26 protein-coding genes are annotated in these 26,799 nt (G+C 60.8%); 18 read left to right on the top strand and 8 right to left on the bottom strand.

The genetic code is table 11. From position 1 onward, the window contains the following. Positions 1-26 precede the first annotated feature (26 nt). The 4 genes from WFP36_RS02080 to WFP36_RS02065 all read left to right on the top strand — a co-directional run bounded on the left by WFP36_RS02080 (position 27) and on the right by WFP36_RS02065 (position 2,753). Positions 27-980, top strand: coding sequence for a DUF2493 domain-containing protein (locus WFP36_RS02080; RefSeq protein ID WP_336977415.1), 954 nt, complete (start codon positions 27-29; stop codon positions 978-980). A 122-nt stretch (positions 981-1,102) separates the two neighbouring features. Then, a complete protein-coding gene (locus WFP36_RS02075; protein ID WP_336977413.1) occupies positions 1,103-1,564 on the top strand; it encodes a DUF6878 family protein in 462 nt (153 codons plus the stop codon). 10 nt (positions 1,565-1,574) lie between these two features. Next, a complete protein-coding gene (locus WFP36_RS02070; RefSeq protein ID WP_336977411.1) occupies positions 1,575-2,003 on the top strand; it encodes a DUF6915 family protein in 429 nt (142 codons plus the stop codon). 360 nt (positions 2,004-2,363) lie between these two features. Continuing rightward, entirely contained in the window at positions 2,364-2,753 is a 390-nt protein-coding gene (locus WFP36_RS02065) for a single-stranded DNA-binding protein (RefSeq protein ID WP_336977409.1), read from the top strand. A gap of 115 nt (positions 2,754-2,868) precedes the next feature. Here WFP36_RS02065 and WFP36_RS02060 read toward each other — a convergent pair whose 3' ends face one another. Next, positions 2,869-3,099 (bottom strand): DUF6437 family protein, encoded by a 231-nt coding sequence (locus tag WFP36_RS02060; RefSeq protein ID WP_336977408.1) that lies wholly within the window; start codon positions 3,097-3,099, stop codon positions 2,869-2,871. Positions 3,100-3,422: 323 nt separating this feature from the next. Between WFP36_RS02060 and WFP36_RS02055 the strand changes: the two genes are divergently transcribed. After that, positions 3,423-3,659 (top strand): hypothetical protein, encoded by a 237-nt coding sequence (locus tag WFP36_RS02055; protein ID WP_030092316.1) that lies wholly within the window; start codon positions 3,423-3,425, stop codon positions 3,657-3,659. Positions 3,660-3,761: 102 nt separating this feature from the next. Here the strand turns inward: WFP36_RS02055 and WFP36_RS02050 are convergent, their stop codons facing one another. Beyond that, complete coding sequence (locus WFP36_RS02050) at positions 3,762-3,956, bottom strand: hypothetical protein (protein ID WP_066554159.1); 195 nt, start codon at positions 3,954-3,956, stop codon at positions 3,762-3,764. Between the two features lie 263 nt (positions 3,957-4,219). Between WFP36_RS02050 and WFP36_RS02045 the strand changes: the two genes are divergently transcribed. The 5 genes from WFP36_RS02045 to WFP36_RS02025 all read left to right on the top strand — a co-directional run bounded on the left by WFP36_RS02045 (position 4,220) and on the right by WFP36_RS02025 (position 7,919). Continuing rightward, complete coding sequence (locus WFP36_RS02045; RefSeq protein WP_336977405.1) at positions 4,220-5,476, top strand: tyrosine-type recombinase/integrase; 1,257 nt, start codon at positions 4,220-4,222, stop codon at positions 5,474-5,476. Next, positions 5,473-6,714, top strand: a complete 1,242-nt coding sequence (locus tag WFP36_RS02040; RefSeq protein ID WP_336977403.1) for a tyrosine-type recombinase/integrase — start codon at positions 5,473-5,475, stop codon at positions 6,712-6,714. The genes WFP36_RS02045 and WFP36_RS02040 overlap by 4 nt, the downstream gene beginning before the upstream one ends. Continuing rightward, positions 6,707-7,105 carry a type II toxin-antitoxin system RelE/ParE family toxin gene (locus WFP36_RS02035; RefSeq protein WP_240530328.1) on the top strand — a complete coding sequence of 133 codons (399 nt, stop codon included), beginning with the start codon at positions 6,707-6,709 and terminating at the stop codon, positions 7,103-7,105. Before WFP36_RS02040 ends, WFP36_RS02035 begins: the two co-directional genes overlap by 8 nt. Further along, positions 7,092-7,421 carry a helix-turn-helix domain-containing protein gene (locus WFP36_RS02030; RefSeq protein WP_336977400.1) on the top strand — a complete coding sequence of 110 codons (330 nt, stop codon included), beginning with the start codon at positions 7,092-7,094 and terminating at the stop codon, positions 7,419-7,421. The genes WFP36_RS02035 and WFP36_RS02030 overlap by 14 nt, the downstream gene beginning before the upstream one ends. A 168-nt stretch (positions 7,422-7,589) precedes the next feature. Next, positions 7,590-7,919, top strand: a complete 330-nt coding sequence (locus WFP36_RS02025; protein ID WP_336977398.1) for a hypothetical protein — start codon at positions 7,590-7,592, stop codon at positions 7,917-7,919. On the opposite strand, the gene WFP36_RS02020 is transcribed toward WFP36_RS02025, so the two are convergent. Further along, positions 7,906-8,319, bottom strand: a complete 414-nt coding sequence (locus WFP36_RS02020) for a hypothetical protein (RefSeq protein ID WP_336977397.1) — start codon at positions 8,317-8,319, stop codon at positions 7,906-7,908. The two genes, WFP36_RS02025 and WFP36_RS02020, sit on opposite strands and share 14 nt — an antisense overlap. A 100-nt stretch (positions 8,320-8,419) precedes the next feature. Next, on the bottom strand, positions 8,420-10,006 hold the full coding sequence (locus WFP36_RS02015; RefSeq protein ID WP_336977395.1) for a hypothetical protein: 1,587 nt from the start codon (positions 10,004-10,006) through the stop codon (positions 8,420-8,422). Between the two features lie 475 nt (positions 10,007-10,481). On the opposite strand from WFP36_RS02015, the gene WFP36_RS02010 reads away from it, so the two are divergent. From WFP36_RS02010 to WFP36_RS01995, 4 genes are all read left to right on the top strand, one after another. Next, entirely contained in the window at positions 10,482-10,814 is a 333-nt protein-coding gene (locus tag WFP36_RS02010) for a hypothetical protein (RefSeq protein WP_066554166.1), read from the top strand. Beyond that, a complete protein-coding gene (locus WFP36_RS02005) occupies positions 10,804-13,200 on the top strand; it encodes a type IV secretion system DNA-binding domain-containing protein (RefSeq protein ID WP_336977393.1) in 2,397 nt (798 codons plus the stop codon). Before WFP36_RS02010 ends, WFP36_RS02005 begins: the two co-directional genes overlap by 11 nt. 37 nt (positions 13,201-13,237) lie before the next feature. Beyond that, positions 13,238-16,165: a MobF family relaxase gene (gene mobF / locus WFP36_RS02000; protein WP_336977391.1), complete on the top strand. Its 2,928-nt coding sequence runs from the start codon at positions 13,238-13,240 to the stop codon at positions 16,163-16,165. A gap of 70 nt (positions 16,166-16,235) precedes the next feature. Next, positions 16,236-16,475, top strand: coding sequence for a hypothetical protein (locus tag WFP36_RS01995; protein WP_336977389.1), 240 nt, complete (start codon positions 16,236-16,238; stop codon positions 16,473-16,475). A gap of 24 nt (positions 16,476-16,499) precedes the next feature. Here the strand turns inward: WFP36_RS01995 and WFP36_RS01990 are convergent, their stop codons facing one another. The 4 genes from WFP36_RS01990 to WFP36_RS01975 are packed head-to-tail and all read right to left on the bottom strand — an operon-like array spanning position 16,500 to position 18,078. Then, a complete protein-coding gene (locus tag WFP36_RS01990; protein ID WP_336977387.1) occupies positions 16,500-16,697 on the bottom strand; it encodes a DUF6961 family protein in 198 nt (65 codons plus the stop codon). Then, a complete protein-coding gene (locus WFP36_RS01985; protein WP_336977386.1) occupies positions 16,697-17,002 on the bottom strand; it encodes a DUF5818 domain-containing protein in 306 nt (101 codons plus the stop codon). Before WFP36_RS01985 ends, WFP36_RS01990 begins: the two co-directional genes overlap by 1 nt. Further along, positions 16,999-17,424 carry a thermonuclease family protein gene (locus tag WFP36_RS01980; RefSeq protein WP_168905745.1) on the bottom strand — a complete coding sequence of 142 codons (426 nt, stop codon included), beginning with the start codon at positions 17,422-17,424 and terminating at the stop codon, positions 16,999-17,001. Before WFP36_RS01980 ends, WFP36_RS01985 begins: the two co-directional genes overlap by 4 nt. A 12-nt stretch (positions 17,425-17,436) precedes the next feature. Continuing rightward, a complete protein-coding gene (locus tag WFP36_RS01975) occupies positions 17,437-18,078 on the bottom strand; it encodes a S24 family peptidase (RefSeq protein ID WP_007688341.1) in 642 nt (213 codons plus the stop codon). Between the two features lie 468 nt (positions 18,079-18,546). Between WFP36_RS01975 and WFP36_RS01970 the strand changes: the two genes are divergently transcribed. Genes WFP36_RS01970 through WFP36_RS01955 form a run of 4 tightly spaced genes read left to right on the top strand, consistent with a single transcriptional unit; the run spans position 18,547 to position 26,582 of the window. Beyond that, complete coding sequence (locus WFP36_RS01970; RefSeq protein WP_336977383.1) at positions 18,547-21,234, top strand: N-6 DNA methylase; 2,688 nt, start codon at positions 18,547-18,549, stop codon at positions 21,232-21,234. Next, the gene (locus WFP36_RS01965; RefSeq protein WP_336977381.1) at positions 21,227-22,495 is read left to right on the top strand and encodes a restriction endonuclease subunit S; all 1,269 of its coding nucleotides are present in this window, start codon (positions 21,227-21,229) and stop codon (positions 22,493-22,495) included. Before WFP36_RS01970 ends, WFP36_RS01965 begins: the two co-directional genes overlap by 8 nt. Further along, positions 22,492-25,872 carry a type I restriction endonuclease gene (locus tag WFP36_RS01960; protein WP_168905742.1) on the top strand — a complete coding sequence of 1,127 codons (3,381 nt, stop codon included), beginning with the start codon at positions 22,492-22,494 and terminating at the stop codon, positions 25,870-25,872. The genes WFP36_RS01965 and WFP36_RS01960 overlap by 4 nt, the downstream gene beginning before the upstream one ends. Next, positions 25,869-26,582, top strand: coding sequence for a M48 family metallopeptidase (locus WFP36_RS01955; RefSeq protein ID WP_168905741.1), 714 nt, complete (start codon positions 25,869-25,871; stop codon positions 26,580-26,582). Before WFP36_RS01960 ends, WFP36_RS01955 begins: the two co-directional genes overlap by 4 nt. Positions 26,583-26,799 lie beyond the last annotated feature (217 nt).

Genomic DNA, 26,799 nt, shown 5'->3' with positions numbered 1-26,799 from the left:
CTCACGCCAGTCAGGAGGACTTCACCATGCACACGTCATTTGCAGATCAACTCGCCGGGCTCGATCTCGCCGGCTTCTCGATTGGACCCGCCCCCCTATCGACAAGCGATTTCCCGGTCCGGGAAGCGGTTGTCCAAACCCTCGAAGCGGTCTGGTCCGATCTTTTTGCCATGGTGTCCGGGACCGCTCTTGAAGCCGATGCCGAGGATCTTGGCTGGGCCTTCGTCAACATCTTCCACCGCTCCGCCGAACGCAAATCGACCGCCCTTGACCGGGCGACCGACGAGGTCCGCGCGCTGATTGCTACGGCCGATGGATCCGAGGTCCACACCCATGAACTCGAGACCCAGGTCGAGCGGGCGCAATGTGCCGAACGCGCGATGCTGGCGCTCGAGGAGATGCGCGAGGTCGCAGCATCCCTTTACCTCAACGAGTTCGGGTCATCGTGGAAGCCGGTCTCCAGTTCTCGCTTCAATCACAGCGTCATGCTGACTTCCGCACTCGTCGAAGGGCGCGACTTCCTGCGCGCCCGTGCCGAGGCCAAGCGCCGTGCGGCGGTGCCCGAAGGAACCCCTGTCGTGTTCGCTGGCGGGCGCACCCGTCATGCGACCGAGGACGATGCACTGACCTTCGGCAACAACGTCTGGGCAACGCTCGACAAGGTCCGCGACCGCGTGCCTGACATGGTGCTCATCCATGGCGGCGACACCAAGGGCGTCGACCGCCTGGCATCGAGCTGGGCCGAACGGCGCGGCATCCCGCAGGTCACGTTCTCGCTCGACATGAGGCTCGGCGCCCGTGCCGGCTTCAAGCGCAACGAGCGGATGCTCTCCCTGGATCCGCGCTACGTCATCGCCTTTCCAGGCAATGGCGTGCTCGAACGTCTGGTCATCGAAGCCAAGGCCCGGCGGATCACCGTGGTCGATCGGCGCGGGCCCCTTGGCACCAATCCGAAGAGCACTTCGGCAGGCACTGACTGAGGACATGCCGGTCCTCGCGCCAGCGCCGGGCCGGCGCTGGCGTCGTCCGTCAGAGGAAAGGCGCGCGCCTGTCGTTTGGAGCCAGCGAATGGTCGATGGCTTCATTCACCAGGAGGTATTCCATGATCGATATCGAGGCCGTGATGGCCGACTTTGCCGTTCGCCAGGCCGAGCGGCAGATGCAGGTTGCAGAAGAGATTCAGCAGCTCAAGGTCGCCATTCTTCCGCGCTTGCAGGAAGTCGGCATCGCCCGTGTCGACATCCGCTTTGACGGCTGCGGCGACAGCGGTGCCGTTGAAGAATGTGCATGCCTCGATGCAGCCGGCGCGGGGATCCCGTGCCCGGAAGTCTCCCTCATGGAAGGCGAAGCAGACAGCGTTGATCGTACCGGTTCCGCAGAGCCGCAATCACTCGGGCAGGCACTCGAACAGCTGACCTACCTGGCGCTCGAACGTCACCATCCTGGCTGGGAGATCAACGACGGTGCCTGCGGCGAACTCGTGATCGATGTGGCTGAAGCGACTTTCGTGCTCGACTGCAGTCTGCGCTTCATCGCCACCGATGATCATTCGACCGAGCTCTAGGAGATCAGGCATGGCCCACTGCTACTACCACGCTCTCTCGTCGGTCCGGAAATGGGGCGGCACGGTCGATGACTATCTCCCGCTGCACCAGTGGTTCGACCAGTCCAAGGCAATCCTGGCAGACCCACGGCACCGCGCGCTGCGGCACCATGCCGAGGGGATATTCATGCTCGAAACTTTGTTCGGCGAGACCCTCGTCAATGCCGATGGCCGGGTCGTTCCGGTGCGTCTGGTCGGCGAACAGCACGTACGCGAAGACCTGGGCTCTATCCCCTCCTTTGCGGACTGGGCGCGCTTGATCACGCCGCAGGCCTGGATGCTTCGAGGCAACCCTCTGGACGGCGCTGAAGGGGTGACGATCGATATGCATCTCCCCGGCGAAGCAGTTTCGTCCAGGAATGAGCCATCGGTTGGAGGAGCGGTTAGTACCGTGATCTAGGATGGGGTTCTCCGGTGGAAGGTCGGGCAGGGATGATCCAGCCAAGACCGGAGGGAAACGAGTCAGGGCTGACCTGTTCAAGGCATCCAGCTCCACCCGGCTTCGATGCAAACCTGTCCCTGAATCACCCCCCGTCGAGACGCGCAACCCGGATCAGGTCCGACCGAGTTGCCGGGCACGATTTTGCGCATCGCTGGTGCCGAAAACCGGTTCCCACTTTTCGGCGCGATGCTGCGTGCCCGGCTGCCCGCACCACCCGAACCAGTTCCGGGTTTCCCTTCGGTGCGCTTCGCCATGGGGCGCTTCTGCTCGGGTTTTGCAGCCGGGATGGACCCGGAATGCTCGATCAGGAGAAAGCCCATGACCAATCTCGTTATCCTCGTTGGCCGCATCGCTCGCGACCCCGAGACCCGCACCACCCAGGGCGGAACCAGCATCACATCGATCTCGGTCGTGACCGACCGTCCCGCCCGCAAGGATGGCAAGACCTACAAGGACGAAAACGGCTACACCGCCAAAGACAGCGAATTCCACCGGATCACCTGCTTCAACGGCCTGGGCCAGAACGTCGCCAAGTATTGCACCAAGGGTCAGCTCGTGACGGTCGAAGGGCGCATCCACTACACCCAGTGGGAAGATCAGAGCGGCTCCAAGCGCTACGGCTGCGAGATCATCGCCGACAAGGTCGACTTCCTCACCAAGGGCCGCTCAGGCAGCAACGAAGGTGCTCCCGATATCGACGAGGACTGAATGTCCTTGCCTCACGACAAGGCCCCGGTGGCAGACGCCATCGGGGCCTTTTCATTTGCACGCGTGCGATGCGGCGGCGCGGGGCATCGAACCCCTTGCCGCCGCCGGATGGGTTTTACGCGGGAGCAATCCGCTTCAGCGTCTCCTCGATCCCGAGCGCCATCGATGCGCGAACGATCTGGCGCAACTGCGCCGGATCGATCGTCTCCGCGCCGCACTCGATCAGCAGCTTTCCGAGTTCGGTCGCTGCTTCTTCGCGGAGACGCGCCTCCTGGTTCTCGAGTTGGGCACGCTGTTCACGCAGCTTCTTCAAGGCATCGCGGGCAGTAGGTTTGGACCTGGCCATAGTGCTTCCTTATTGCTGGCCGTTGGTCCCCTCCGCTGCCGATCTTGGCACTGCGGGCGCATGTAGGAAAATGGTTTGTGGGGCAGGTGTCGCGCTTCTGCGCTGACGTTGGAGAGGTCTCTCTCGCAGAAAGACCAAGTGTGATGCGGACTTTGGGGCTGCGTCAAGGACGACGGGGCCCCACCATTTTTACCGGGCAAGCCCGGCAAAAATCGTTGCCCCCATCGCCGCTTCGCGGCCGCTATCGCGGTCCCTGACCCAGCCCGTCACCCACATCCTTCGCAGCTCCTGATGCGACGCATCGAACATCAGGAGGAAAGATCATGTACGCTTCACTGAACATTGCCGCTGCTGGTCCCGCCGCCGATCAGGCAGCCTTCGTTGCTGCCCTGGATCAGGCCCATGCCCGGTCCCTTCACAGCTACTTCACGCAGTACGTCCTGACCGATGACGAGGCAGGGTATATCGCGGTCGATGAAGGAGATTACGGCGCGTTGCCCAAGGCCATGCTGGACCGTGTCATCGACACTGTGCCGGGCCGTCTCAGCGATGAATTCTGACCCGCCGGTTTGGGAGGAGGTCCGTCAGGGCTTCCTCCTTTCTTTTTGCTCGCAGACCGTTGCGGCACCCCTCGGCCGGTACGGGAAGGCGGGTCGACAGCGTCAGTCGGCGGTATCAGGACGGTCGAGATCGGCGAGCCGTTCCGGCATACCCAGAACCTTCAACGCCGCGGCCTCAATGGCTTCTGCCTGTGTCGGGAAAGCCTCGGAGGAACTGATCGACACCCCGTTCGGGTAAGTGACCGTTGCCTGGAAACCATTGCCCTTCGGTGTCGCACTCAATGTGACTTGGCCCATGCGGCGCCTCCTTTCTACCCGGAATATTGGCTGCATCATAGGCGTCGATCCCGTCTGTGCCTATCGCGATCCGCGGATCGGCTACCTGCCGAGGACCCTGGGAATGGGGATCGCAAAACGCATCATCCGTTACAGGATCAATAGCTGGTTCCTCTCCTCGCAGTTGGGGACAGTTGGGCACACCCTACGCCGCCATGCGGCAGGAAGAGATTGTTAAGCAATAGGTTACGCGAAGTTGTTCCTCTACAAAGAGGAGCAAGTCAATGCAAGCAAATGGCTATCTGCTACCAGCGGAAGAAGCCCCGAATCATCCTCCTGCTCAATCCGGTGCAGGGCGCGAGAGTGGTGAAAAGGCGAAGCCGAGCAATCGGGTTAGGCTCAACGGCAATATCGTTCGGTGCAAACCCGGCAAGCGTATCCGCGAGTATTGGGATATCGACCTGCCGGGCTTTGGTCTGCGGGTAAATCCCGGCGGCAGGCGGACATGGTTCGTGCTGTTCCGTCAGCGCGGCAAACTACGGCGGGTGTCGCTCGGTACCTCCCGCGACATCTCGCCCGCCACGGCCCGCCGCCTCGCGCGGGCGAAACTAGCGGAGGTAGCGCTGGACGGTCTGCCAATGCGTAAGAAGGCCCGAGCTGCGCAGAAGAGCGATGCGCCCTTGCTGTGCGACTACGCCGAACGCTTCTGGGCTGACTACGCGCGGCACTGGAAACCATCGACCCGCAAGCGCAACGAGAGCGCCATCTTCAAGGAAATCCTGGGTGCGTTCGGCGACAGGCGGATTGACGATCTGGCCAAGGGCGACATCCTGTTCTGGCGCGACAGCTTTGTCGAACGCCCTGGCGTATTCAACCGCACCCTGCCGGTGTTCTCGGTGATGATGGGATATGCCGAACGTCTGGGCCTGCGGCCACGCGGCTCCAATCCCTGCAAAGGCACGCCGCGCTATAAGCGCAAACCGATGGAGCGGTTTCTCGCTAACCACGAATATGCGCGGCTTGCCACGGCACTGCGGGACTACGATGCGGAGCAGCCGCTCTATGTCGCGGCGATCCGCTTGCTGATCTATACCGGCGCGCGTTGCGGCGAGATAGAGCAGTTGCGATGGGAATGGGTGCAGGAACCGCGCCTGATGCTGCCGGACAGCAAGACCGGCGCGAAGATCATCTATCTAAACCGGCAAGCCATCAATGTGATTGCATCCGTACCGGATCGCAGGCCCAATGGTCTGCTGTTTCCCTCTTTCCGCAATCCCGACAAGCCGATCACGCTCGGTATCCATTGGTCGAAAATCCGTAATCGCGCGGCCCTGCCGGATGTGCGGCTGCATGACCTGCGCCACAGCTTCGCCTCGGTCGCGATCCGCGACAACGTCTCCCTGATGGTGATCGGCAAGCTGTTGGGCCACGCGCTGGCAGAAACGACAACCAGATATGCCCACCTCTCCGACGAGATCGTGGCTGATGCCGCCGAGCGCGTATCCGGCTCTATCGCGCGCCTGATTGGAGTCGGGCAATGAACGCGCTGACCCTGCGGAGGATCGTCGCCGAGGAACTGGGCAGCCTCCGGCTCCATGTTGTCGGCAAGTGCGGCGGCCTGGGTGAGCTGCGCAAGACCTGCTGGACCCGCGAATTGCCGGGGTTCGGAACGCGGCATTATGCCAGTGGACGCCAAGTCTATATCGTCCAGGCGCGGATGGAAGGGCGCACCCGCACGGTGACAATCGGCAACGCCAAGGTGCTCAGCCGTGCGCAGGCGATGGACGTCGCGCGACGCGTCCTGATCCGTGCTCAGACCGGCGACAATCCGGCAGAGGAGCGCAAACGGCTGCGCAAGGTTCCCTCCTACCGAGATTTCCTGAAAACCTATTGGGACCGGGTATCGCCCAAGTGGAAGCCGTCCACGCTCTACACCCATCGCTACTACAAGCGGAAATATCTCGACCGGGCCTTCGAAGGTCTATTCCTTGATGAGATCGAGGAACGCCATGTGCAGGAATGGTTCAACCGGATTACCAACACCGGCGGACCTGGTGCTGCCAACCGTTGCGGTGAAATCCTGCGCGCCATGTTCAACAAGGCCGAACAATGGGGCGTGCGGCCCGAAGGTTCGAACCCTTGCCTCTATATCCGCAAGAACAAAGGGCGGAAGTGCGAGCGCTTCCTGTCCGATCAGGAGTTCCGGCGGATTGGCGAAGTGCTCGACCGGCATGGCAGAACCTTCCCACTGCATTGCGCGGCGATCAGCCTTTTGATCCTGACCGGCTGCCGCAAGTCGGAGATTACCTGCCTCCAATGGAGCGAGGTGCGGGGAAGGCGCTTGCTACTGACCGACAGCAAGACCGGCCCGCGCACGGTCTGGCTGGCCGAGGCCGCCGCGACGATCCTCCACGCCCTGCCGCGCCGGGAGAAGCAGCGCTATGTGTTCTGGAACCCAGCAACACAGCGGCCCATCACGGACATCGGCAATTTGTGGAGCAAGCTGCGAGACGAAGCGGGACTTCCCGGCGTCCGCATCCATGATCTTCGGCACAGCTTTGCCAGCCATGCCGCCGCCCACTCTGAAACCCTGCCGATGATCGGCAAACTGCTTGGCCATGCCGATGTGCGCACGACCACCCGATATGCCCATCTTGACGATGGCCACGTCATCGAGGCAGCGCAGCGGATCGGCGACCAGATCGAGCAAAACATGAGCGGCTCATATTCATTGAGCCGTAACACTAAGTATGATAGTGGGCCGTTGCTGCATGACTGAGAACCCGCGTATCCGCATCTACACCAACCGCTGGTTCGCCAAGTTCGCGGCGAAGGAGAAGATCAGCGATGCCACGCTTGCTGACGCCGTGCATCGGGCCGAAGCTGGCCTGATCGATGCCGATCTTGGCAGCGGCCTCATCAAGCAACGCATCGCGCGCCAGGGCGGAGGTAAATCGGGCGGGTATCGCTCGATCCTGATCTTCCGCTCGGGCGAGCGGGCTGTATTCGTGTTCGCTTTCGCCAAAAGCGGCAAGGCGAACCTGAGTGCGGCGGAACTGAAGGTCTATCGCAAGGCTGCCAGCATCATGCTGGAGCTGGGCGATGACCAGATCGAAACGGAAGTTGAAGCAGGTCGATTGGTCGAGGTGAAAGACGATGAGCAAGGCTAAGGCAAAGACTTACAAGAGCGAGGCGATGGCCGCCGTCCACGAGATGATGGAAGGCCTCTACGACGCTGGCAGCATCAACAAGCGCACCATGCGTGAGTTCGATGAAGCCTGCCTTGCGCCTGCGCCGGTTCTGTCACCGGACGAGATCAAGGCTATCCGCGAAGCTGAGCATGTCTCGCAGCCAGTCTTCGCGCGATATCTCAACGTGTCGAAGAACCTTGTGTCCGACTGGGAGCGCGGCGCGAAGAAGCCGGGAGGTCCGGCGTTGCGGCTACTGTCGATCATCCAGCGCAGCGGGCTGGATGCGGTGGCATGACACAACATCGTGTATCCGTCGCTGCCGGATGACAGTCGATCGCCCCTTCCGCACCGGTTGAAGTTTGGAATAAGCACACTGTCCGAGTTCAATAGATGCGGAGTGGGTATGCCAAAACTAAAGGTTGAAGCGTTGCCATCCGGAGATTCTGGACGGCACTTGGTCAGGGTGAACCACACGTACCGTTCTGGAATTGCAAGGTATGGCATTGCGCGAATAGCCAACAACGCAAACGGCAAGTCGCTCAATGTTCTGTTGCTAGGTCATGACCGATCAGACGCCATCTTCATGCCGTTCGATCTCCGGGAGGCGTTGGGGGTTGCAAAGGGTGACGAGCTTGATTTTTCAATATCGAAGGTCGGGTTGGGCGGGAAGATGGGCTGGTATGTCGGCTCCATCGATCCTGCCATACACATCCCAGCTTGGATCGCTGTTATTGGCCTGGTTCTGGCAATCTTCGGTTTAGCGATCGGGATACTATCAGTTATCTGTTCGTAACGTCGTGGTCTCGATTCTTTAAATCTTCTGGACGCCGCCACGGATTGGCTGCGTAGCGGCGTGAGTCCATTAACCCGAAGCCTGCCGGGATCCCAAGCAAAAGGGTCCAGAAGAGAAATCTTGCTCCACGTTGTTCCAGCGTTGGCTCATAGCCATCGTCTGCATATTGCTCACAGCCACCGTATAATGGGTCGCCTGATTCTTCACAGGACGGATTTCTCATCATAGCGGCCGCGAAAAGCGCAATTCCCGCAACCCACGCAATTCCCTTCAACAGAGCGGACCAGCGCCCGGCTTTCTCGCCATAGTCCCGGGTCATTTTGTACGCTTGGAATGCGATGAACGCCAAGAACAACGTTCGACCAACATCCCAAAGAGTGTCTGAATAAAATTCAGACATATCTGCCTCCGATTAATCCCGGAATCACTGCAGCACATACATGCACAGCTGTCAGACACCTATCCATTAATTCCATGTGTCCCATTGGGCAGTGCGCGAATTATTGCGAATTTGAAGAGGGCAAAATATTTGCAGAGTCCTCCAATATGCCACGCTGATTGAGTGCTTCTGCGGCGGACAATTGAGACACAGCGATGAACTGTATAATTCCATTTAGGCTGGGAATCTCGACCACCCTAACTGACACGTAGACGTCACCCTCTGAAGTGCGGGCCTGACCTGCTGCCGTCGCCGAATCAAAACCACGCCACTTGATGAACACCGGAGGACGTCCTGTCGCGCCTGCACCTTCCACCGCCGCCCTTGCGTTCGAAACGAGAGATTTGACGGGGTCAGAATATCGACCGCCGTTTGCCGCAAAGCTGACCGCAACATAAGTGGATGGGCTAAGTGTCTGGGAAACGCTTATCATTTCGATGTCCCGCGCGCCGGGGTTCCGGATCTCCTTTCGTTCCAACGTAAATGGTGCATGTGCGAGGATCGACACGTGAGCCGCTGGATAATTGAATTCGGTGAGCCGGTCGTCCCAAGAAGGAGAAACGAGTTTGGCGAAACGAAACTCGCTCGCACGGATACCGGACAAGACACGCTCGATCAGATCGCTGGTAACGTAAGTTCGTCCCCCAGGCACATCGAGCGGGCTTCCGCTTCCTGCCGCGGCAAGCAGCCTCTCTGCGGAAGCGATGCTCTCCCGAATCTTGGCCTGATAGCCGGGGTTCGTCGATGCGTTTAGCGCCGCCTCTTTTGAGGCCAGATAGGCTGCTGTCCTGACAGTGCGGCCCGCCCTCAGGCTCTCTTTTGCACTTAGCCAAGTCTGTTCCTGAAAGTCCTCCCGCGCTTCGCTCACTTCAGCCAGCAAGCCTTGCAGCATTTCATTCGCCGATGGGGAATCCCGCAAAGCTGAAGGCATCAGCATCCAAAATTCATCATGCAAAGCCTTGTCGATGTAGCCATCGACCGAACGCACGGTTCGCATGATCTCCATCTGCCTTGCGTTCAATTCTGGGCGGGCTTCGTCAGCAGAAGCAAGACTCCTTCGGCCCGCGCATTTCTCAAGTTCCGCTACACCTTCGGCGATGCCATCTAGCGAAACACGATCAAAGAGATTGCCGTCTATCTGAATGCCCATCTGCCCAAACGAGCGCAGGGCTTGATGAAGCCTTTGAGGATCGAGAAAGAGGGCTATGCCGTGCCCGAACATTCCGAGGTTGAAGGACTCTGCAGTACGCTCGCCAGTGTTTAGATCGAAGCTTCCTCCGTGCCCGAACAACAGTGCAACTCGGTGGTCGTGCTGTGAAAAATCGGGATAGCGAGGGCTATAAACCATTATGCTTGACGACCCCTGCGCAACGGGCAGTTCGATCGTCACATTTGTCCGGTTTTCGGCCAACCCCTCCCTGAGATTGGTCTGAGAGAGATTGCAGCTCTCATCCTTTTTCCAGACCCGCCAGTTGTCCGAGCGCCAGACGGTATTCGATGAAGTCTGCGCCGAAACGGGTGCGCTCACAGCGCCAAAGACAAGAGCAACAAGCACGTATTTCGCTTTTAAGTTCTTCAATGCTGCCGCCCCCAAAGAATGCCCGATGTCGCAATGCTCTAACCTAGCGATGAAATGTTGCCAGTCCATTTAACTGGTCCATGCGTTTCAGCATTAGATTGGCCTTCGCAAATGGCTATCCGCTACAAAAGCGCAGTTCCAAGTTCGGAGAGATGGGTCTGTGCTGGCTATCCATCATGCGCCGGATGGGCTACAAAATCCGCGTGAAACCAAGGCCTTCGCCACCAAAAGTTGGGCGGGGAAGTGGTCGATCACAACGGTCCAAAAAGGGAACAACTTCGCGCACACCCTACGCGACGGGTCGCAGGAAAGGTGGGCAGAAAAATTATGCAATCACAAAGGAATAGAGCGCATTTTGTGAAATGGCAGCTTCTCCGTCAAAAATGACGTGGGAGAGGGGAGTTACGTGGATTTGACCAAGGCGAGGCCAAGAATGGCGGAATTCCGCAGTCCTATATGTTCTTGACATGTTCTTGAATATGACTTAGCTTCGACCTTGCCTTTCGCAGTGTGAATCGGGCTCCTGACCACAAGGAGTCCGTGCATGACACGGCCAATCTGTCTCCAGGTTTACATCTCCAGCGAGCTCAGCTCGCTGATCCGCAGGGCTGCCAAGGCCAAGGGGATCAGCATGAGCGAGTGGGTTCGCGCCTTGCTCGCCAATGCCTGCACAGAGGACGAGCTTGCCTCGCGGCTCGACGCTTCCATTGAGCGCATTTCCCGCCGCTCGGTGTTCCTCATGGTCGGGGTTGATGCGCTGCTGGCAGGCCACCCCGACCACGCGCTGCGCGGTCGGGCGCACCAGGCTTACGTGCGCAAATGCAAGGAGCTCGGTCTTTCCACAGCCGCTGGCGAGGGAGGCTCCGATGAAGCGTAATCTCGTCAACTTCACGCGTGGCAGCCAGCTGCTCGGACACTTCAGCTTCATGTTCGCGGCCGGTCTCAAGGGCCCACTGATCGTTGCCGCGCTCGTGATCTCATGGACCTCCTGGTGGACCATTTCGGCAGGCCTCACCGATCACGAAGTCTATCTCGTCTGGATGCGGATCTATGCCGCCATCTACGGCTTCATGGAGTTCGATCCCGCCAAGCGGATCACCCTGGAAACCGCTTTCGGCGCGACCATCCAGTTTCCGATTGCCCAGCTCGACCACTACCCCCCGGTGGTGCATGCGTGGGAGAAGCTGATGGCGCTTCTGACCAGTGCATTGTGGCGATCCGGTTTCCTGCTGGTCCCCGCATTTGCCGTCTTCTACTGGTTCGCCGAGCGGTTCGGTGGCCGCTCCAAAGAGCGCAAACATGAGCGCGGCGCGATGCTCGTCACGCTCCCCGAACTCGTCGACGAATTGACCGCACACAACCGGCGCGAGCGCACCCGTGAGCTTGATACCGCGCTGGGCTGGAAATGGCGCCTCAGTCTGCCGCGAGAGATCGCCCGGGTCTTTCCGTATCGGCCATCGCACATCGCCAGCGTCTCCTATCCCTGGCGGCTCGAACAAAGCCATGCGATGCTCATTGGCACCACCGGTATGGGCAAGACCGTGGCGATCTCCGACATGATCGCGGAAGCAAGAGCCAAGGGTCAGCGCTGCGTGGTCTTCGATCTGACCGGGGCCTTTATCGAGCACTTCCATGCTGCCCATTGCGACATCATTCTGAACCCGCTCGATGCGCGCTGCCCCCAGTGGAGCCTGTTTGACGAATGCCGCTCCGAAGGTGAGTTCTGGGCCGCCGCGGACGCCCTCGTCCCCCATGACGGGGGCGGTGAAGCCCAGTTCTGGGTGATCGCTGCCCGCGCGTTGTTCGTCGAATTCTGCCTCAAACTTGTGGCCGAGGGCAGGGCGACCAACGACGCCCTGGCGCGGGAGCTGATGACCGCGGACCTGTCACGCGTTCATGCCATGATGCGCGGAACGATCGCCGATCCGCTGACCGCGCCAGAAGCTGCCCGCATGGCAGAATCGATCCGGGCCGTCTTCAACGTGAACGCCAAGGCGCTCAAGCTGCTGCCGACTGCCGGTCCAAGTTTCTCGGTTCGCAAATGGATCGAGGACGGGGCCGATAGCACCCCGAACCAGGGCTCAATCCTGTTCATTTCGGCCCGCTATGTCGACATGAGTGTCTGCGCGCAGCTGCTCACGCTCTGGCTCGATACCGCCATGAATACGCTGATGACGATGCCCCGCACCCGCGATCTCAAGTGCTGGTTCTTCGTCGATGAGCTGGGTGCATTGCACCGCCTGCCAGCGCTCGAGAAAGGCTTGCAGACAGCGCGCAATTTCGGCGGCGCGATTGTCCTTGGCCTTCATGCCTATGCCAAGCTCAAGGAGGTCTACGGCGAGAACATGGCGATGACGCTGGCATCGCTCGCCCGGACCAAACTGATCCTTGGAACCGCCGACCGCGAGACGGCCACCTGGTGCTCCGACTTCATCGGCCATCGCCAGGTCAGGGACATGGAAGAGGGCTACACCTATGGCTACAACAATGCCCGCGATGCGGTCAGCCTCACCCCGCGCAAGCACATCGAGCCGCTCTTGCTGCCCGACCAGCTGATGAACCTTCCGCGCCTTTCAGGGTACATCAAGTTCCCTGATGGCTTTCCCGCCGCACCGGTCAAGATGAAGCCCGTCGACCGACCCAAGCGGGCGGAAACCTTCATCGCCAGGGTCAAGGACAGCCCGAAGGCAAGGGTCACGGAGATCCATCCGGCGGCGGAGCAGGCAGAGCAGAAGGCAGCGCCGACAGGCGGCGAGCATCCTTCGTCGAACGACGACGGCGCCGGCAAGCCGGTCGTCCCGAAGCAGGGCGAGCTCGCCTTCGACCAAGGTGCGCGAGCTGCCTCGAAAAAGGAGCCTGAAGCGCCTGCCAAGGATCTTGGGCGAGCAGTGGAACGCACACCCGGCAAGACGTCGAAGGAGCGAGAACCGGCAACTCGTTCCGAGCAAGACAAGGCGGGCAAGGCCAAGACGGACCGGTCGAATACCAGAACCGATGCTCCGCCGCGAAAGGCTGGACCTTCCGCCCGCCCACTTCTCCAGACAGGCGAAGCCGCAGCGGCGCGGGATCAGTCGGCTTCGCCTAAGGGCACGCCTCAGGCCAGCACGCCCGGAACGGAAGGGCTGCAACAGGGCAAGCCGGATAACCCGAAGAGCCAAAGCTCCAGCGATGCCGCCGCGCGCAAGCTGATGATCGAGGATGGTCTGCGGGAGCACGAGCCTCCGCCGATCACTGGTCCGGAACTTGGCGACATGGAGATGTGAGCATGTCGCCAACTGCCTTGGCGTTGGGGACCGATCGATGCTGTCGGTAGCCAATGTCCGCACCGCCGGCGGCGCGGCCAACTACTTCGCTGCCGACAATTACTACACGCGGGCGGATGCCGATCGCTCGGGTGAATGGCTGGGCAACGGCGCTGCCGCGCTCGGGCTTACTGGTTCCGTAGACGCACGGCAATTCGAGGCGGTCCTTAAGGGACTGCTGCCCGATGGTAGCCGCTTGGGCAGTGACAACCGGGCGCACCGGGCGGGGACCGACCTCACCTTTTCGATGCCGAAAAGCTGGTCGGTCCTGGCTCTGGTGGGCGGCGACAAACGGATCCTCGATGCCTACGGGTCGGCCGTCCGGGAAACCCTGCGCTGGGCCGAAAAGAACCTAGCCGAGACCCGGATGGAGGTTCGCGGAAAGGAGCGTACCGTCCAGACCGGCAACCTTGCGATCGCGCTGTTCCAGCACGACACCAATCGCAACCAGGAGCCCAACGCGCACTTTCATGCCGTCATTGCCAATGTGACGCGAGGGGGCGACGGCAAATGGCGGGCGCTACGCAATGACAAGCTCTGGCAGCACAATACCTTGCTCAATGCCATGACGATGGCGCGATTTCGTCTGAGCGTCGAAAAGCTTGGGTATGAGGTCGGTGAGTTCGGCAAGCACGGTAATTTTGAGGCCGTAGGTGTGCCCAAGGTGGTCCGCGATGCCTTCAGTTCCCGGCGAGCGGAAATCCTGGAAGCGGCCGCCCAGATGAACTTCTCAGGGCCAGGCGTGCTCGATGCTGCAACCTTGATGACCCGGGCCGACAAAGGGCGCATCGAAGATCGCGATGCGCTGACGCAGCAGTGGCAGGAAGCGTCTGCGAGGCTGGGCTTTGATCCCGCCACGGTGACTGCCAGAGCCAATGCTCGCAGTGCGCAGGATCTTGGCAATGTGACCGGCTTGGGACCAACCATGCGCGCGCTCGTCCGCAATGTTCAGGCCCTCGCAACCACATTTGCCGAGCGCCTTGGCCTGCGCGAAGGTGACCCGCTGATACCTTCCCGGCTGACCAACCGCAGTGTCGAGCAGGTCGCCGCAATTCATGCAGTCGCCTCGGCTGTGCGGCATCTGGGCGAGCGGGAGGCGGCCTTCAGCCGAGCCGAAATCTACCGTGCAGCGCTTGGCTTTGCGCTCCCGACTTCGCTCGCTGACATCGAGCACCGCGTCGACCAGCTGCTCCGTCAGGGACATCTGGAGAAGGGCAGGGGCGCTGACCGGGAACTGCTGACGACACGCGACGCTATAAGCCTCGAACAGCGCATCATTGCTGGGGTCGAAGACGGGCGCGGCGCTGCACCGGCGATTGTTTCTCCCGACCTTGCGGGGGCCCGTCTGCAGGCCCTGTCCCAGATCAAATACGGCATGACCTTGAACGCCGGACAGGAAGGGGCAGGGCGTTTGCTGCTTGGCTCGAACAACCGGATCGTCGCGATCCAGGGCGTCGCGGGCGCAGGCAAGAGCACGGTCCTCAAACCCGTCGCAGATATCCTGCGCGAGGAGGGCAGAGCCGTGCTCGGGCTCGCGGTGCAGAACACGCTGGTCCAGATGCTCGAGCGCGATACAGGTATTACATCGATGACGGTCTCGCGGTTCCTCGCCCGACACCGCGATCTCCTGGAAGGGGCCGATGCGGACCGTCTCGCCGAGGCGCTGGCGGACATGCGCGGCACCGTCGTGCTGCTCGACGAAGCCTCCATGGTCGGCAATGCCGACAAGGAAAAGCTGGTTCGGCTGGCAAACCTTCTCGAACTCGGCCGCTTTGCGAGCATCGGGGACCGTAAGCAGCTGGGCGCAGTCGATGCCGGAAAGCCGTTCGATGTGATGCAGCAGGCCGGCATTGAGACGGCGCTCATGAGCACCAATCTCCGAGCACGGACAGAGGGCCTTCGAGATGCACAGCAGGCGGCGCAAGAGGGGCGCATCGAAGACGCCATGCGCCATCTCGCACCCCAGGTGATCGAGGTGGGAAATGATGCTGCTGTCGAAGCCGCCGCCGCCTGGTTGTCGCTTTCGACCGCCGAGCGCGAGGCAACCGCAATCTATGCGTCAGGCCGCAATTTGCGCAGTGCCGTGAACGAGGCTGTGCAGACTGGCCTTCAAGCGAGCGGCGAGCTCGGTCCTGAAACCATGCGGCTCCAGACCCTGTCCCGTGTCAATGTAACCCGCGAGGAGCTGCGCTATGCGAGCACCTACGCCCCCGGCATGGTGGTCGATGTCGCACGGCGTCAGCGCAGCCAGGGCCTTGCAGCAGGCGAATACCGGGTGGTCGGAACCGATGTGGCACGCGAGCGGGTCACGCTGGAGAACGAGCGTGGCCGCCAGTTCGAGTTTCGTCCCGGTCAGATCCGGCCGCAAGGTGAGCAGGATCCGCTACGCCTGTCCGAAGTTCGCGCCCTCGATATTTATACCGGCGACAAGATCCGGTGGACCGAAACCGATCACAAGCGGGGCCTGATCAATGCCGACCAGGCCCGGATTGTCGCAGTCGACAAAGAGGCTGTGGTGGTTAAGACATCCTTGGGCGCAGAGCACAGACTCGAACGCGACGATCCAATGCTGCGACGTCTCGATCTCGCCTATGCGCTCAATGCCCATATGGCGCAGGGGCTGACCTCCGATCGCGGCATTGCGGTGATGGACAGCCGCGAGCGCAATCTGGCCAATCAGCAGACGTTCCTGGTGACAGTCACGCGGCTGCGCGATGGCCTCACGCTCTATGTCGACAATGCTGGCAACCTCGAGGCGGCGGTCGAGCGCAATGCCGGCATGAAGCGCTCGGCGCTGGAAACGGTCAATCTCCTCCACGATGCGGCATCCAAAGGTCAGGCCAAAGATCGTGTGGCTCCTGCACCGGAACGCAAGCCGCCAGAGCTTGACCGGTCGATCACCAAGCCATTTGAGATCGGCATCTAGCGTCCCGTTGTCCCCATGCGTCCGCACATGACCGGTTGACGTGAAGTTCTTTATTTGTTCTCATTGGCCCATGCCCCGAATCTCCGATGATATCCTCCTCACCCATCTCGAAGTCGCGCTGGCTGTTGCGCCGGAGCACACGCTCGTCCGGCTCAATGCCGATGATCCACGCGCCCAGCGCAGCGCCAGGGTCGATCTGGCTCGCCATTTGGTCGAACGCATGCGCGGCTTCACCATCGAAGGCGACAGCCATGGTGCCCCAGTCGAGCAATCGTGTCTGTTTCCGGGCGATCTGTCCCCGATCGGATGAACTGATTGGGCTTGTCGAGCGGGGTTACTGGAGTGGCCTGTCCGGGGCGTTGGAGCTCAGCTGGACAATCCGCTCGGCGATAGCCTGCCATGTCCGAATGCCTGCCTCATCGCCTGCAAGTGCGAGAGCCCCAATCTGTTCGGCGACGTGCAAAGGTGCCTTGTCCCCATAGGTCTGTAGGACATGGTTTGCGCAGGCCCAGAGCTCCCAGTCGCTCAGCATCAGCAGAGCGCGCTCACCACCCCGCCAACCGTCGCGTAGAGACCATAGGCGACGAAGGCTGCGGCAAGGAGGAATTCGAGCCGGAGTTTGAATGCAGTCGGACGAGGCTGTCCGGCTGGCCATATCTGGTAGCAGGCAAAGGCGTTGAACCCCGAACGCTCCCCGACCACTTCGACGCGAGCGCCGATGAATTTGCGTACCTGGCGGATGTTGTCGAGTTGCCAAGTCCCGCCATCATCGGTTCGCAGCACCGGTCCGTTGGCCGCCCATTCGACGACGCCGGCCAGATGCGTGGTGCTGGTCACCGGCAAGCCGGGCCTTTCCAGTAGCGATCCCAGCGCAGGACTGTGCCGGTCTTGATCATGGCGCATGACAGATCGGCACCTGACGGCAGACGGCACCAGGCAGCGGTCCTGTTTCCACCTGCGGACCCCTCGGAGCGGCATGTGAGCCGCGGACCTCTGACTACCACGTGTCCGGTCGCGATTGTTCCCTTCGAGCCGCCCATCAGCACTACCAGCGCATCGCGCGCCTCAAGCGCCGAGGCAGCGGGGCAGGGCTGATTGGTCCGGCAGGTGCCGTCCATCTCCCGGGCCGCGATGCCCGCGATCCTCAGGTGAGGGCCTTCCGCACACCAGACTGGACCATCACCATCCCAGACATGAGTGGGCGTGCAGGTAAATGTCTGCCCGGAAGCGACGATCGAAGCGGCAAGCAGGGCAAGCATCAGAAGGCCACCTTAGAGCGCCCGTCCGAACCAGAGAACCCGTCCGACGATATTGAGGGTGCGTTTCTCGAGGCCGCGCCAGCTTGGATAAGCCGGGTTGTCGCTCAGGACCGACGCGCGTTTGCCCTGTGGTTCGAGGGCAATCCGCTTTACGCTCAGCATGTCGTCCATCCGCAGGACATAGATCCCGTCTCTCAGCCGCGACTGGCCATCCCCGAGATCGACCATAACCTCGTCGCCATCGTGGAGGGTGGGCTCCATGGAGTCCCCATGGACCGCGATAATCGAGAGGCTCGATGCCTTGCTCGCGGTCAGTCGACGCAGCCACTTCTCGTCGAAGCCGAACTGCGCGGATTTGGCTTCCATTTCGGCCAGAGCGCCGTGGCCGGCTGATGCCTCGACATTGAGCAAAGGCACATGGACGAGCTCGACCACCGGGCCTGAGCGGCGGGCAGGGGCTCCAAGAACCTTCTCATCGACCCCGAAAAATCGCGCCAGAACCGAGCGATCCTGCTCGTCCAGCTGCCTCGGACTGCCGCGCCGAATATACTGCTGGATGTAAGCGGCATTGCGCCCCAACAGGCGCGAAACCGAGGAGTAATTCACCCCTCGTTGCTGGATTAGTTCGTCCAGGGCTCTCCGTGCGTCGTCCATGACTGCCAGTCCTATCGCGGGCACCTAGGAAAATCGATCCTAGACTCTAGGAAGCCTTCCTAGTAAGAACATAACAAGAACGCAAGCCTTAAACGAGTCGATGGCGATGGAGCTACTAGAGCAGATCGAGGCATATCTGGCGCAAACACGGACGTCGCCGAGCACCTTCGGTCGCTTGGTTGCCGGGGACCCAAGGCTTGTTGCTGACCTTAGGTCAGGCAGGCGCCCGAGAGAGAAGACGAGAGTGCGCATAACTTGCTACCTGAGGCAGGGCTCTCACGGCTGAGGCGGGCTACGCGCGCTCGTAGGACACATTGGCCGGTCAACGAGCCTACTCGGCGTGGGAAATCAATCAGATCTCCAAGGTAGGTGGTTGCGGGCTTCCTGCCCCAAGGCTACTTCGAGGGGTAGGGGCACTCGACGATATCAGATCGCGATTCAAGCACTCCCAATTGGATCAAAATAGTAATGTCAAAGCTTACCCTTGAAAAATTGGAACGTCATCTATTCGCAGCTGCAGACATATTGCGCGGGAAGATGGATGCCTCTGAATTCAAGGAGTATATTTTTGGGCTCCTGTTCCTCAAGCGTTGTTCTGATGTGTTTGAGCAGCAGCGAGATAAAATTCTCAAGGAACAGCGAGCCCAAGGGCGGTCTGAAGCGGAGGCACTGCAGCGGGCAGACCATCCATCATCATACGAGAAGTCGTTCTTTGTTCCGCCCGTAGCCAGATGGACAAGGCTGCTGGATGACGTCCATTCAAATGTCGCCAACGAGTTGAATAAGGCTCTGGCTGGCTTGGAAAACGCGAACCATCAGGCGCTGTCGGGCGTCTTGGGTCACATCAATTTTGCCCGCAAGATCGGCGAATCCGAAATTCCCGACGAGAAATTGCGGCGGCTCATCAGCCACTTCAACAAGTACCGGCTTCTGGATGAGGATTTCGAATTTCCGGACCTGCTCGGCGCTGCCTACGAGTATCTGATCAGCGAGTTTGCGGACTCCGCCGGCAAAAAGGCCGGAGAGTTCTACACGCCAAGAGGGGTCGTGCAGCTCATGGTGCGGATCCTCGATCCGCAGGGTGGCACGTCGCTCTACGATCCAACCTGTGGCAGCGGCGGCATGCTGAACCAGGGGAACGAGCACGCCCTCCAGCACGGAGGACCGCGGCTGCGCCTTTATGGGCAGGAAGATAACGGGGCTGTCTGGGCGATCTGCCGGATGAACCTGCTGCTGCACGGCGTTCCCGACGCCGACATCCGGAATGGCGACACGCTGCTGGAACCGAAGCACCTTGACGACGGTCGCCTGATGCGCTTCGACCGGGTGATCGCCAACCCGCCATTCAGCCAGAATTACACTAAGCGCGGCATCCAGTTCGGCGACCGGTTCCGCTTCGGCTGGTGCCCGACGACGGGCAAAAAGGCCGACCTCATGTTCGCGCAGCACATGCTGGCGAGCCTCAAGCAGAACGGCAAGATGGCGGTCGTGATGCCCCACGGCGTGCTGTTCCGTGGTGGCGAAGAGAAGAAGATCAGGATAGCGCTACTCAAGGATGATTGCATCGAGGCGGTCATCGGCCTGCCCCAAAATCTCTTCTATGGCACCGGTATCCCGGCTTGTGTCCTGGTGATGCGCCATCCGGGCGGCAAACCCGAAGCGCGCAAGGGCAAGGTGCTCTTCATCAACGCCGACCGCGAATATCGCGAAGGCCGTGCGCAGAACTTCATCGATCCGGAGCACATCGAAAAGATCATCAGCGCTTATAATGCCTTCGCCGATGTGCCCGGCTTTGCGGCTGTAGTCGACAACAAGGCCATTATCGAGGACGAAGCCGGAAACCTGAACATCCGTCGATACGCCGACAGTAGCCCACCGCCGGAGCCGCACGATGTCCGCGCGCACCTTCATGGCGGTTTGCCGAAGCGCGAGATCGAAGCCATCCGCCCGCAGGCAATGGCGCAGGGCTTCGACGTTGGCGTGCCGTTCTGCGACCGCGATTCCGACTACGCCGATTTCGCCCCCGCCGTGGCAAAGCGGGCGGACATCCGTGCCTTGGTGGAAACCGACGCTGGCGTCGCCGCCCGGGCCGGAGAGATGCTGGGCGCTTTCGATGCCTGGTGGGCTTCGGCGCAGTCCGGGCTGGCAGACCTGCCAACCACCAAGCGCCTCATGCCGCTGCGCCGGGAGCTGCTCGACAGTTTCGAGCCGGCGATGCTGCCGGTCGGCTGCGTCGATCGCTATGCGCTTATGGGCGCCATCGCGGGCTGGTGGGACGAAATCCGCTACGAACTCCGTGTTATCGTCGAGAACGGTTTTGCCGAGCTTGTCGACGGCTGGGTCGAAACGCTGCGTTCCGCGCTCGAAGACGAAGAGGCCGACGACGACGAGGACAGCGACGTCAAGAAGACAGTGAAGGTGACGCTTGAGGAGCTGCTCGCCCATCCCTTCGTGCGGCACCGGATGGCCGACTATGTGACCCAACTATCCGCAGCGCAAGCCGAGGTGGAGCGCATCAAGGCCGAAAAGGACGCTTGGGAAAGCGGTGACGGTGTCGAAGGCGCCGAGGACTGGATGGATGGCGCGGAGGACGGCACCGCGCTGCCCAAGTTGTTGGAGAAGCGCCGCAAGGACCTGCGCGCCGAGATGGGCGAGGATGACAAGCGCCGCAAGGAGCTGGTGAAGACCACACCTGCTGGAAAGCCGTCCAAGGGCTCAATCGACTGGATGCGGGCGCAGGGAATGAACGTGCGGGAGGCTGAGGCCGAACTTGCCGACCTCAATCGCCGTCTCGCGCCGCTTGTCGACGAAGCGGAGACCATCGATGCGATGCTCGCCCCCTATGAAGCGATCAAGGAGGAGCTGAAGGCGGCGCGCGCCACGCTGCGGCGGCTGAAAGCGGCCTTTGTCGAGCGGCTGACAGCAGCGCGGGCCGAACTCGATGACGGTGATTGCCGCGAACTGGTGCTCGCCATCGACCGCGAGCGGCTTTTCGATCGGCTCGAGCGTGCCCGTGCGCGTCGTGTCGGGACCTTGGTCTCCAGTCTCGAGCGTCTCTGGGATAAGTATCGGGTCAGCCTAAAGCACATCGAGGGGCGAAGGACCGACGCGACGACGCGGCTGGACCAATACCTGAAGGAACTCAGGTATGCTTGAAAATCTCACCACGACATCGCTCAGCCAATACTGCGATGCTAACGTCCAGAGCCTTGGGCGAGAGACGCCGAGTGATTTTCAGTTTCGATACATCGACTTAAGCAGCGTCAACCAAGGCAGCATCGACTGGCAGAAGGCGAGAGTGCTTACTTTTGCCGGCAGCCCCAGCCGTGCGCGAAGAGTTGTAAAGCCGGGTGACGTGCTGTTTTCGACCGTCCGACCAAGCTTAATGGGTCATGGGATGGTTCGTGCCACGGCCGACCTCCCAGTGATTGCATCCACGGGCTTTGCCGTGCTCTCTCCAAAGGATGGCGTTGACGGACGCTTTCTGTTCCACGCGCTGTTTCTTGATGAATTTAAGCGGCAGGTCACCCAGTTTGAAGTCGGTTCGAACTATCCCGCGATTAACGAGTCAGACCTGCTTCGAGTGAAGTTGGCGGCACTGGACGGACCGTCCCAGCTCTTCATCGCTGATGTCCTCGATGCGCTCGACGACGCGATCATCGAGACCGATGCGCTGATCGAGAAACTGCGGACAATTCGCGTCGGCCTGATCGACGAGTTGCTCGCGCGCGGCGTCTCGGATGACGGCTCACCCCGCGTTTCATCTGCGCTGATCGAGACAGATGTTGGCCCGCGTCCACCAGCTTGGAAAATCGAGAACCTCGGACGCTTCGTCATCAGCGCGGAGTATGGCACTAACCTGTCGTTGGGCGATATCATTGGCGGCATTCCTGTTCTGCGGATGAACAACATCCAGGACGGTGAGTTTGACCTGTCCGACCTGAAATATGCACCGGCGCATGCGGTTGAGCGGTTCCGGGTGCAGCGCAACGATGTGCTGTTCAACCGCACCAACAGCTGGGAGCATGTCGGCAAGGCCGCCATCTGGCGGCACGACGAACCTGGCCCTGCTTTCGCCTCCTATCTTGTGCGGCTTCACTGTGGTGACGAATTGCTGCCCGAGTTCTTGCACCTCTGGCTGAACTGGGCTCCAGTCCAGCGCGCGATCCGGCAGTTCGCGACGCCGGGTGTCCAGCAGGTCAACATCAATCCAACAAACCTTCGGCGGGCCTTGATTGCCGTTCCGGATACCTTGGACGAACAACGCGCCATCATCGAACGCGTGAGCGGTGTTTCTGCTGCGATCGAGGATCACCGCCGCGAGCGCGCCAAGCTCGCGGCACTTCGCGAAGGGTTGCGCGATGATCTCCTCAGTGGCCGCAAGCTCGTCGCTGCCATTCTGGAGGCGGCCGAGTGAGCCAGATCGACCGCCTGGATGAGCTGAACGTGGTCGAGCGCCCGCTACTGCGCCAGCTGGGCGCGATGGGCTGGCGGCATTTCGAGGGCGCAGACGAAGACCCGGCCAGTGGCCGCAAGGACTATCACCTGCTTGGCCGCACCGATTTTCAGCAGACATTGTTGCGCGACCGGCTTGAGGCGGCGCTGCGACGCCTGAACCGCAGCGACGATGGGTCCGAATGGCTGGACGATCGCCGCATCGAACAGGCGATCTCGCAGCTCGAACGCCCGACGGCGAGGGACTTCATCGCGATCAACGAGGAACTGCACGACAAGATCGTGCGCGGCGTCAATGTCTCTGGCCCCGATGGAGAGCACGAACGCCGCGTGCGCTTCATCGGCTTCGAGCCGGACGACGAGAACGAGTTCGTCGCCGTGAACCAGTTCCGTGTTGACCCGCCCGGCGCAAGCGGCGACCGGGGCTTCATCGTGCCGGACATCGTGCTGTTCGTGAACGGCCTGCCGCTGGTGGTGATCGAGGCCAAGAGCCCTGCCGTCACCGACCCCATCGCCACCGCTATCGACCAGATGCGTCGTTACGCCAATCGCCGCGTTCCCGAGAAGAATGAGGGGGCAGAGCGCCTGTTCTGGACGAACCAGCTTCTGGTCTCCACAGACTATTACGACGCGCGCGTCGGCTCCGTCACGGCCAGGCCCGACGATTTCTTGCCGTGGCGGTCGGTCAAGCCGATCGGCATCGAGCATACGCGCGCCGCCATTGACGAGGTCTGCCGCGAGATCGGCAAGGCGCCCGGCACTGAGTTGGTGCAGCAGGAGGTGCTCGCCGCAGGTCTTTTGCGGCCGGCGTATCTGCTCGATGCGATACGATCGTTCACCGTGTTCATGACGACGGACGATGGCGTTCGGATCAAGGTCGTGCCACGCTATCAGCAGTTCCGGTCGGTCCACATCGCGCTCAATCGGCTGCGCGAGGGCAAGACGCGCCGTCAGGACGGCATGACGGATCGCCGGGGCGGCATCATCTGGCACACCCAGGGGTCGGGCAAGAGCCTGACCATGGTGTTCCTTGTCAAGAAACTGCGGACACTTCCGGAGCTTCGGCGGTTCAAGGTGGTCGTGGTCACGGACCGGACCGATCTCGAGGACCAGCTGTCGAAGACGGCGAAGCTCGCCGGTCAGGTCATGCGGGTGGCGCGGAATGCCGACGGCGCGAAAGCGCATCTGGGCCGCCAGGAACCCGACCTGGTGTTCGTGATGATCCAGAAGCTGCAAGAGCGGAACGGCGGCGACGAGCAGGAAATCGTATTCGCTGCCGAGAATGACGAGCGTCAGGCTCCGGAGAATGACGCGCTCCTCCCCACCAAGCCTGACCAGCTGCGTGTGAGTAAGCTGGTTGTAAAGATCGGCGAGCGACAGGCCTTCCCCGTGTTGAACGAGAGCGAGGACGTTCTGGTCCTCATCGATGAGGCGCACCGGTCGCACACAAGCGGGCTGCACCAGAATCTTCTGGACGCCCTGCCAAACGCTGCGCGGATCGGCTTCACCGGAACCCCGATCGAGGAAAAGAGCAAGAAGAAGACGCGGGAAATCTTCGGCACCTACATCGATCGTTACCTGCTTCGGGATGCTGAGGCGGACGGTGCGATCGTGAAGATCCTCTACGAGGGGCGCGAACTGAAAGCCGATGTGACCGACAAGGGCACGCTGGATGGACTGTTCAATGCGACCTTCGCTGGGAAGTCGTTTGAGGAGCGGGAGGCGATCAAGGATCGCTATGCGACGCGCGCACGCGTTCTGAATGCCGCCGACCCGCTAAAGGCCAAGGCCATCGACGTGCTTCGGCACTACATCGTCAACATTCTACCCAACGATCTGAAGGCGCAGCTTGTTGCCTCCAGCAGGGAATTGGCAGTCCAGTATGTCGATGCCCTGAACGACGCCCGCGACGAGATCGTCGCCGCCATTGAAGGCGCTGCGGACATCTTGAAGGATATCGCGCCCGAGGATGCGCAGAATGCCGGTGGAGATGTGGCGTTCCTGGCCGCCGCCTTTCCTCACCTCGATACGGTCAAGGCCCTGGAGTTTGCGGCTGTCATTTCGGTGGACCATAACGATCTGCCCCACCTGAAAGCATGGGGTGGCGCGACCGAGACCAAGCAGCGGATCGAGCGCTTCAAGAAGCCGCTCTCCCGCGACGGGCTCGCGATCCTCGTTGTGAAAAGCAAACTGCTCACGGGCTTCGACGCTAAGGTCGAACAAGCGATGTATCTCGATCGCGCCATGGCGGGGGCTGAGCTGTTGCAGGCCATAGCCCGGACCAATCGCACAGCCGGCGAAGCGAAACGGTATGGGATTGTCGTCGACTATTATGGGGTCGGAAAGAACCTCGCCGACGCGCTGGCGCTCTATGACGCCGAAGATCAGAGTGATCTGACAGGGGGCATCGGCAAGCCTGAGGAGCTGCTGCCCGAGTTGCGCCAGGCCCGCGATGCGGTGGTGAAGCACTTTGCCGATGCCGGCATCACCCTTGGCGCTGATCTGCAAGCCTACGTTGATGCATGCGTCGGGAAGCTGAAGGATCAGAAGTTCCGGGCGCAGTTTCTGGTTCTTGTGAAGCGCTTCATCAGCTTGTTCGACACGCTGATGCCGCGGCCAGAAGCGAGGCCGTTCACCAAAGACGTCAAGATCTTCGCCTTCATCGCAAAGGCTGCGGCGAACCTTTATCGGGACGGCACGCTGGATGTTCGCGGAGTGGCGCACAAGGTTCAAGCCATGCTCGACGCCTTCATCGAGGCGCATGGCATTGATCCCAAAATCCCGCCCATTGAGATCCTCGATCCCAACTTCGCTGCAGAGGTTTCCCGCAAGAAGACCGATCGCGCCAAAGCGGCCGACATGGAGAATGCTCTCCGTCACCACATCTCGATTTCGTTCGAAAAGGACCCGGCGAAGTTCAAGAGCTTGAGCGAAAGGCTTGAGGGGATCCTGACCAGTCATCAGGAAGACTGGAACGAGATCGCTAGGCAGCTACAGAAGCTCATCGATGAGGCCTTGGCGGCGTCATCGACCTCAGCCGCATATCATGGCCTCGATCCTTACACAGAAGGGCCGATATTTGGCATTCTTCGGATGCGGTACGGGAATGACGACCGGGACGCCGAGCTTGCCGAACTGGCATCCGAGATTGTTCGGCATCTGCGGCAAGAGACCGCTGTAGCAGGCTTTTGGGATAATCCAGTCGGGCAAGAAGAGGCCAGGCGGTGGGTTTTTCGTCAACTCGACAGCTGCAACCTCTTTCCATTCGCCGAGTTGGACGCGATTGCGACCGACTGCATGGGGGTGGCTCGCGCGAACCGGGCGGGGTTCGCCGCATGACGGAAACCATCCGCGTCGATGACCTCACGTTTGTCGTGAAGCGCAGCGAGCGTCGGAAGACCGTTGGCGTGACCGTTGAGCGCGACGCTTCGTTGGTGGCGCATCTGCCGAAAGATGCCGATCTTGGGCGGGCGAGCGAGCTGATCCGGACAAGACTAGTGTGGGTTCACCAGAAGCTTGCGAGCCACAAAGACGTCGGGCGTGAATCGGTCTTCCGGCAACCGGAATTCGTCGATGGCGAGGGGTTTCATTACCTTGGCAAGCACTTTCGACTTAAGTTAGTAGATGTAGACTGTGAAAAGGGGCCAATTCCGACGATCCGCTTTGAAGGCGATCGGCTTCTTTTTCGCCGCGACCAAATAAAATCCGGCGGCAAAAGGATAGAAGAGTATTACAGCCGTGCTGCCCATCCATATTTGAATGCCTTAGTCGATCGCTGGAAAGCGGTTGTATGCGTTAATCCTAGAAAATATGTTCAGGTCATGGACTTGGGTTTCAGGTGGGGGTCATGCAGCTCAAACGCGAATCTCAATTTTCATTGGAGGATCATGCAGCTCCCACCGCAAGTCATCGAATATGTCGTGGTGCATGAGCTCGTACATCTAAAGTATCCGGACCATTCAGAGGCATTTTGGTTAGAAGTTCGTAGGGTGATGCCGTCATTCTGCGAAAGAAAGGAATGGCTCAGAGCAAGAGGTGGCGACCTATAGTTGTTATTTGGTGCGAGTCCGGTAGTTCTAGAGATGTCGGGCGAGTGGCGGAAGCGGGGTTAGATGCAATCTTTGTTTTCCCTGGGGCAAACGTCAGTGCTCATAACGTATTGTGTGCACGTCAAAGTCAGTGGTTCACGGCGAAAATGTGGTTGAGCTGCTGAAGGGGGCTATGTGACCGAGGGAAGTGCGACCGGTTCTGACGTACTCGGATCTG

The organism is Fulverythrobacter fulvus, from assembly GCF_037154085.1.
Classification (GTDB): domain Bacteria; phylum Pseudomonadota; class Alphaproteobacteria; order Sphingomonadales; family Sphingomonadaceae; genus Andeanibacterium; species Andeanibacterium fulvum.
The sequence above is the reverse complement of the archived record's forward strand: the minus strand, read 5'-3'. Positions and strand labels throughout refer to the sequence as shown.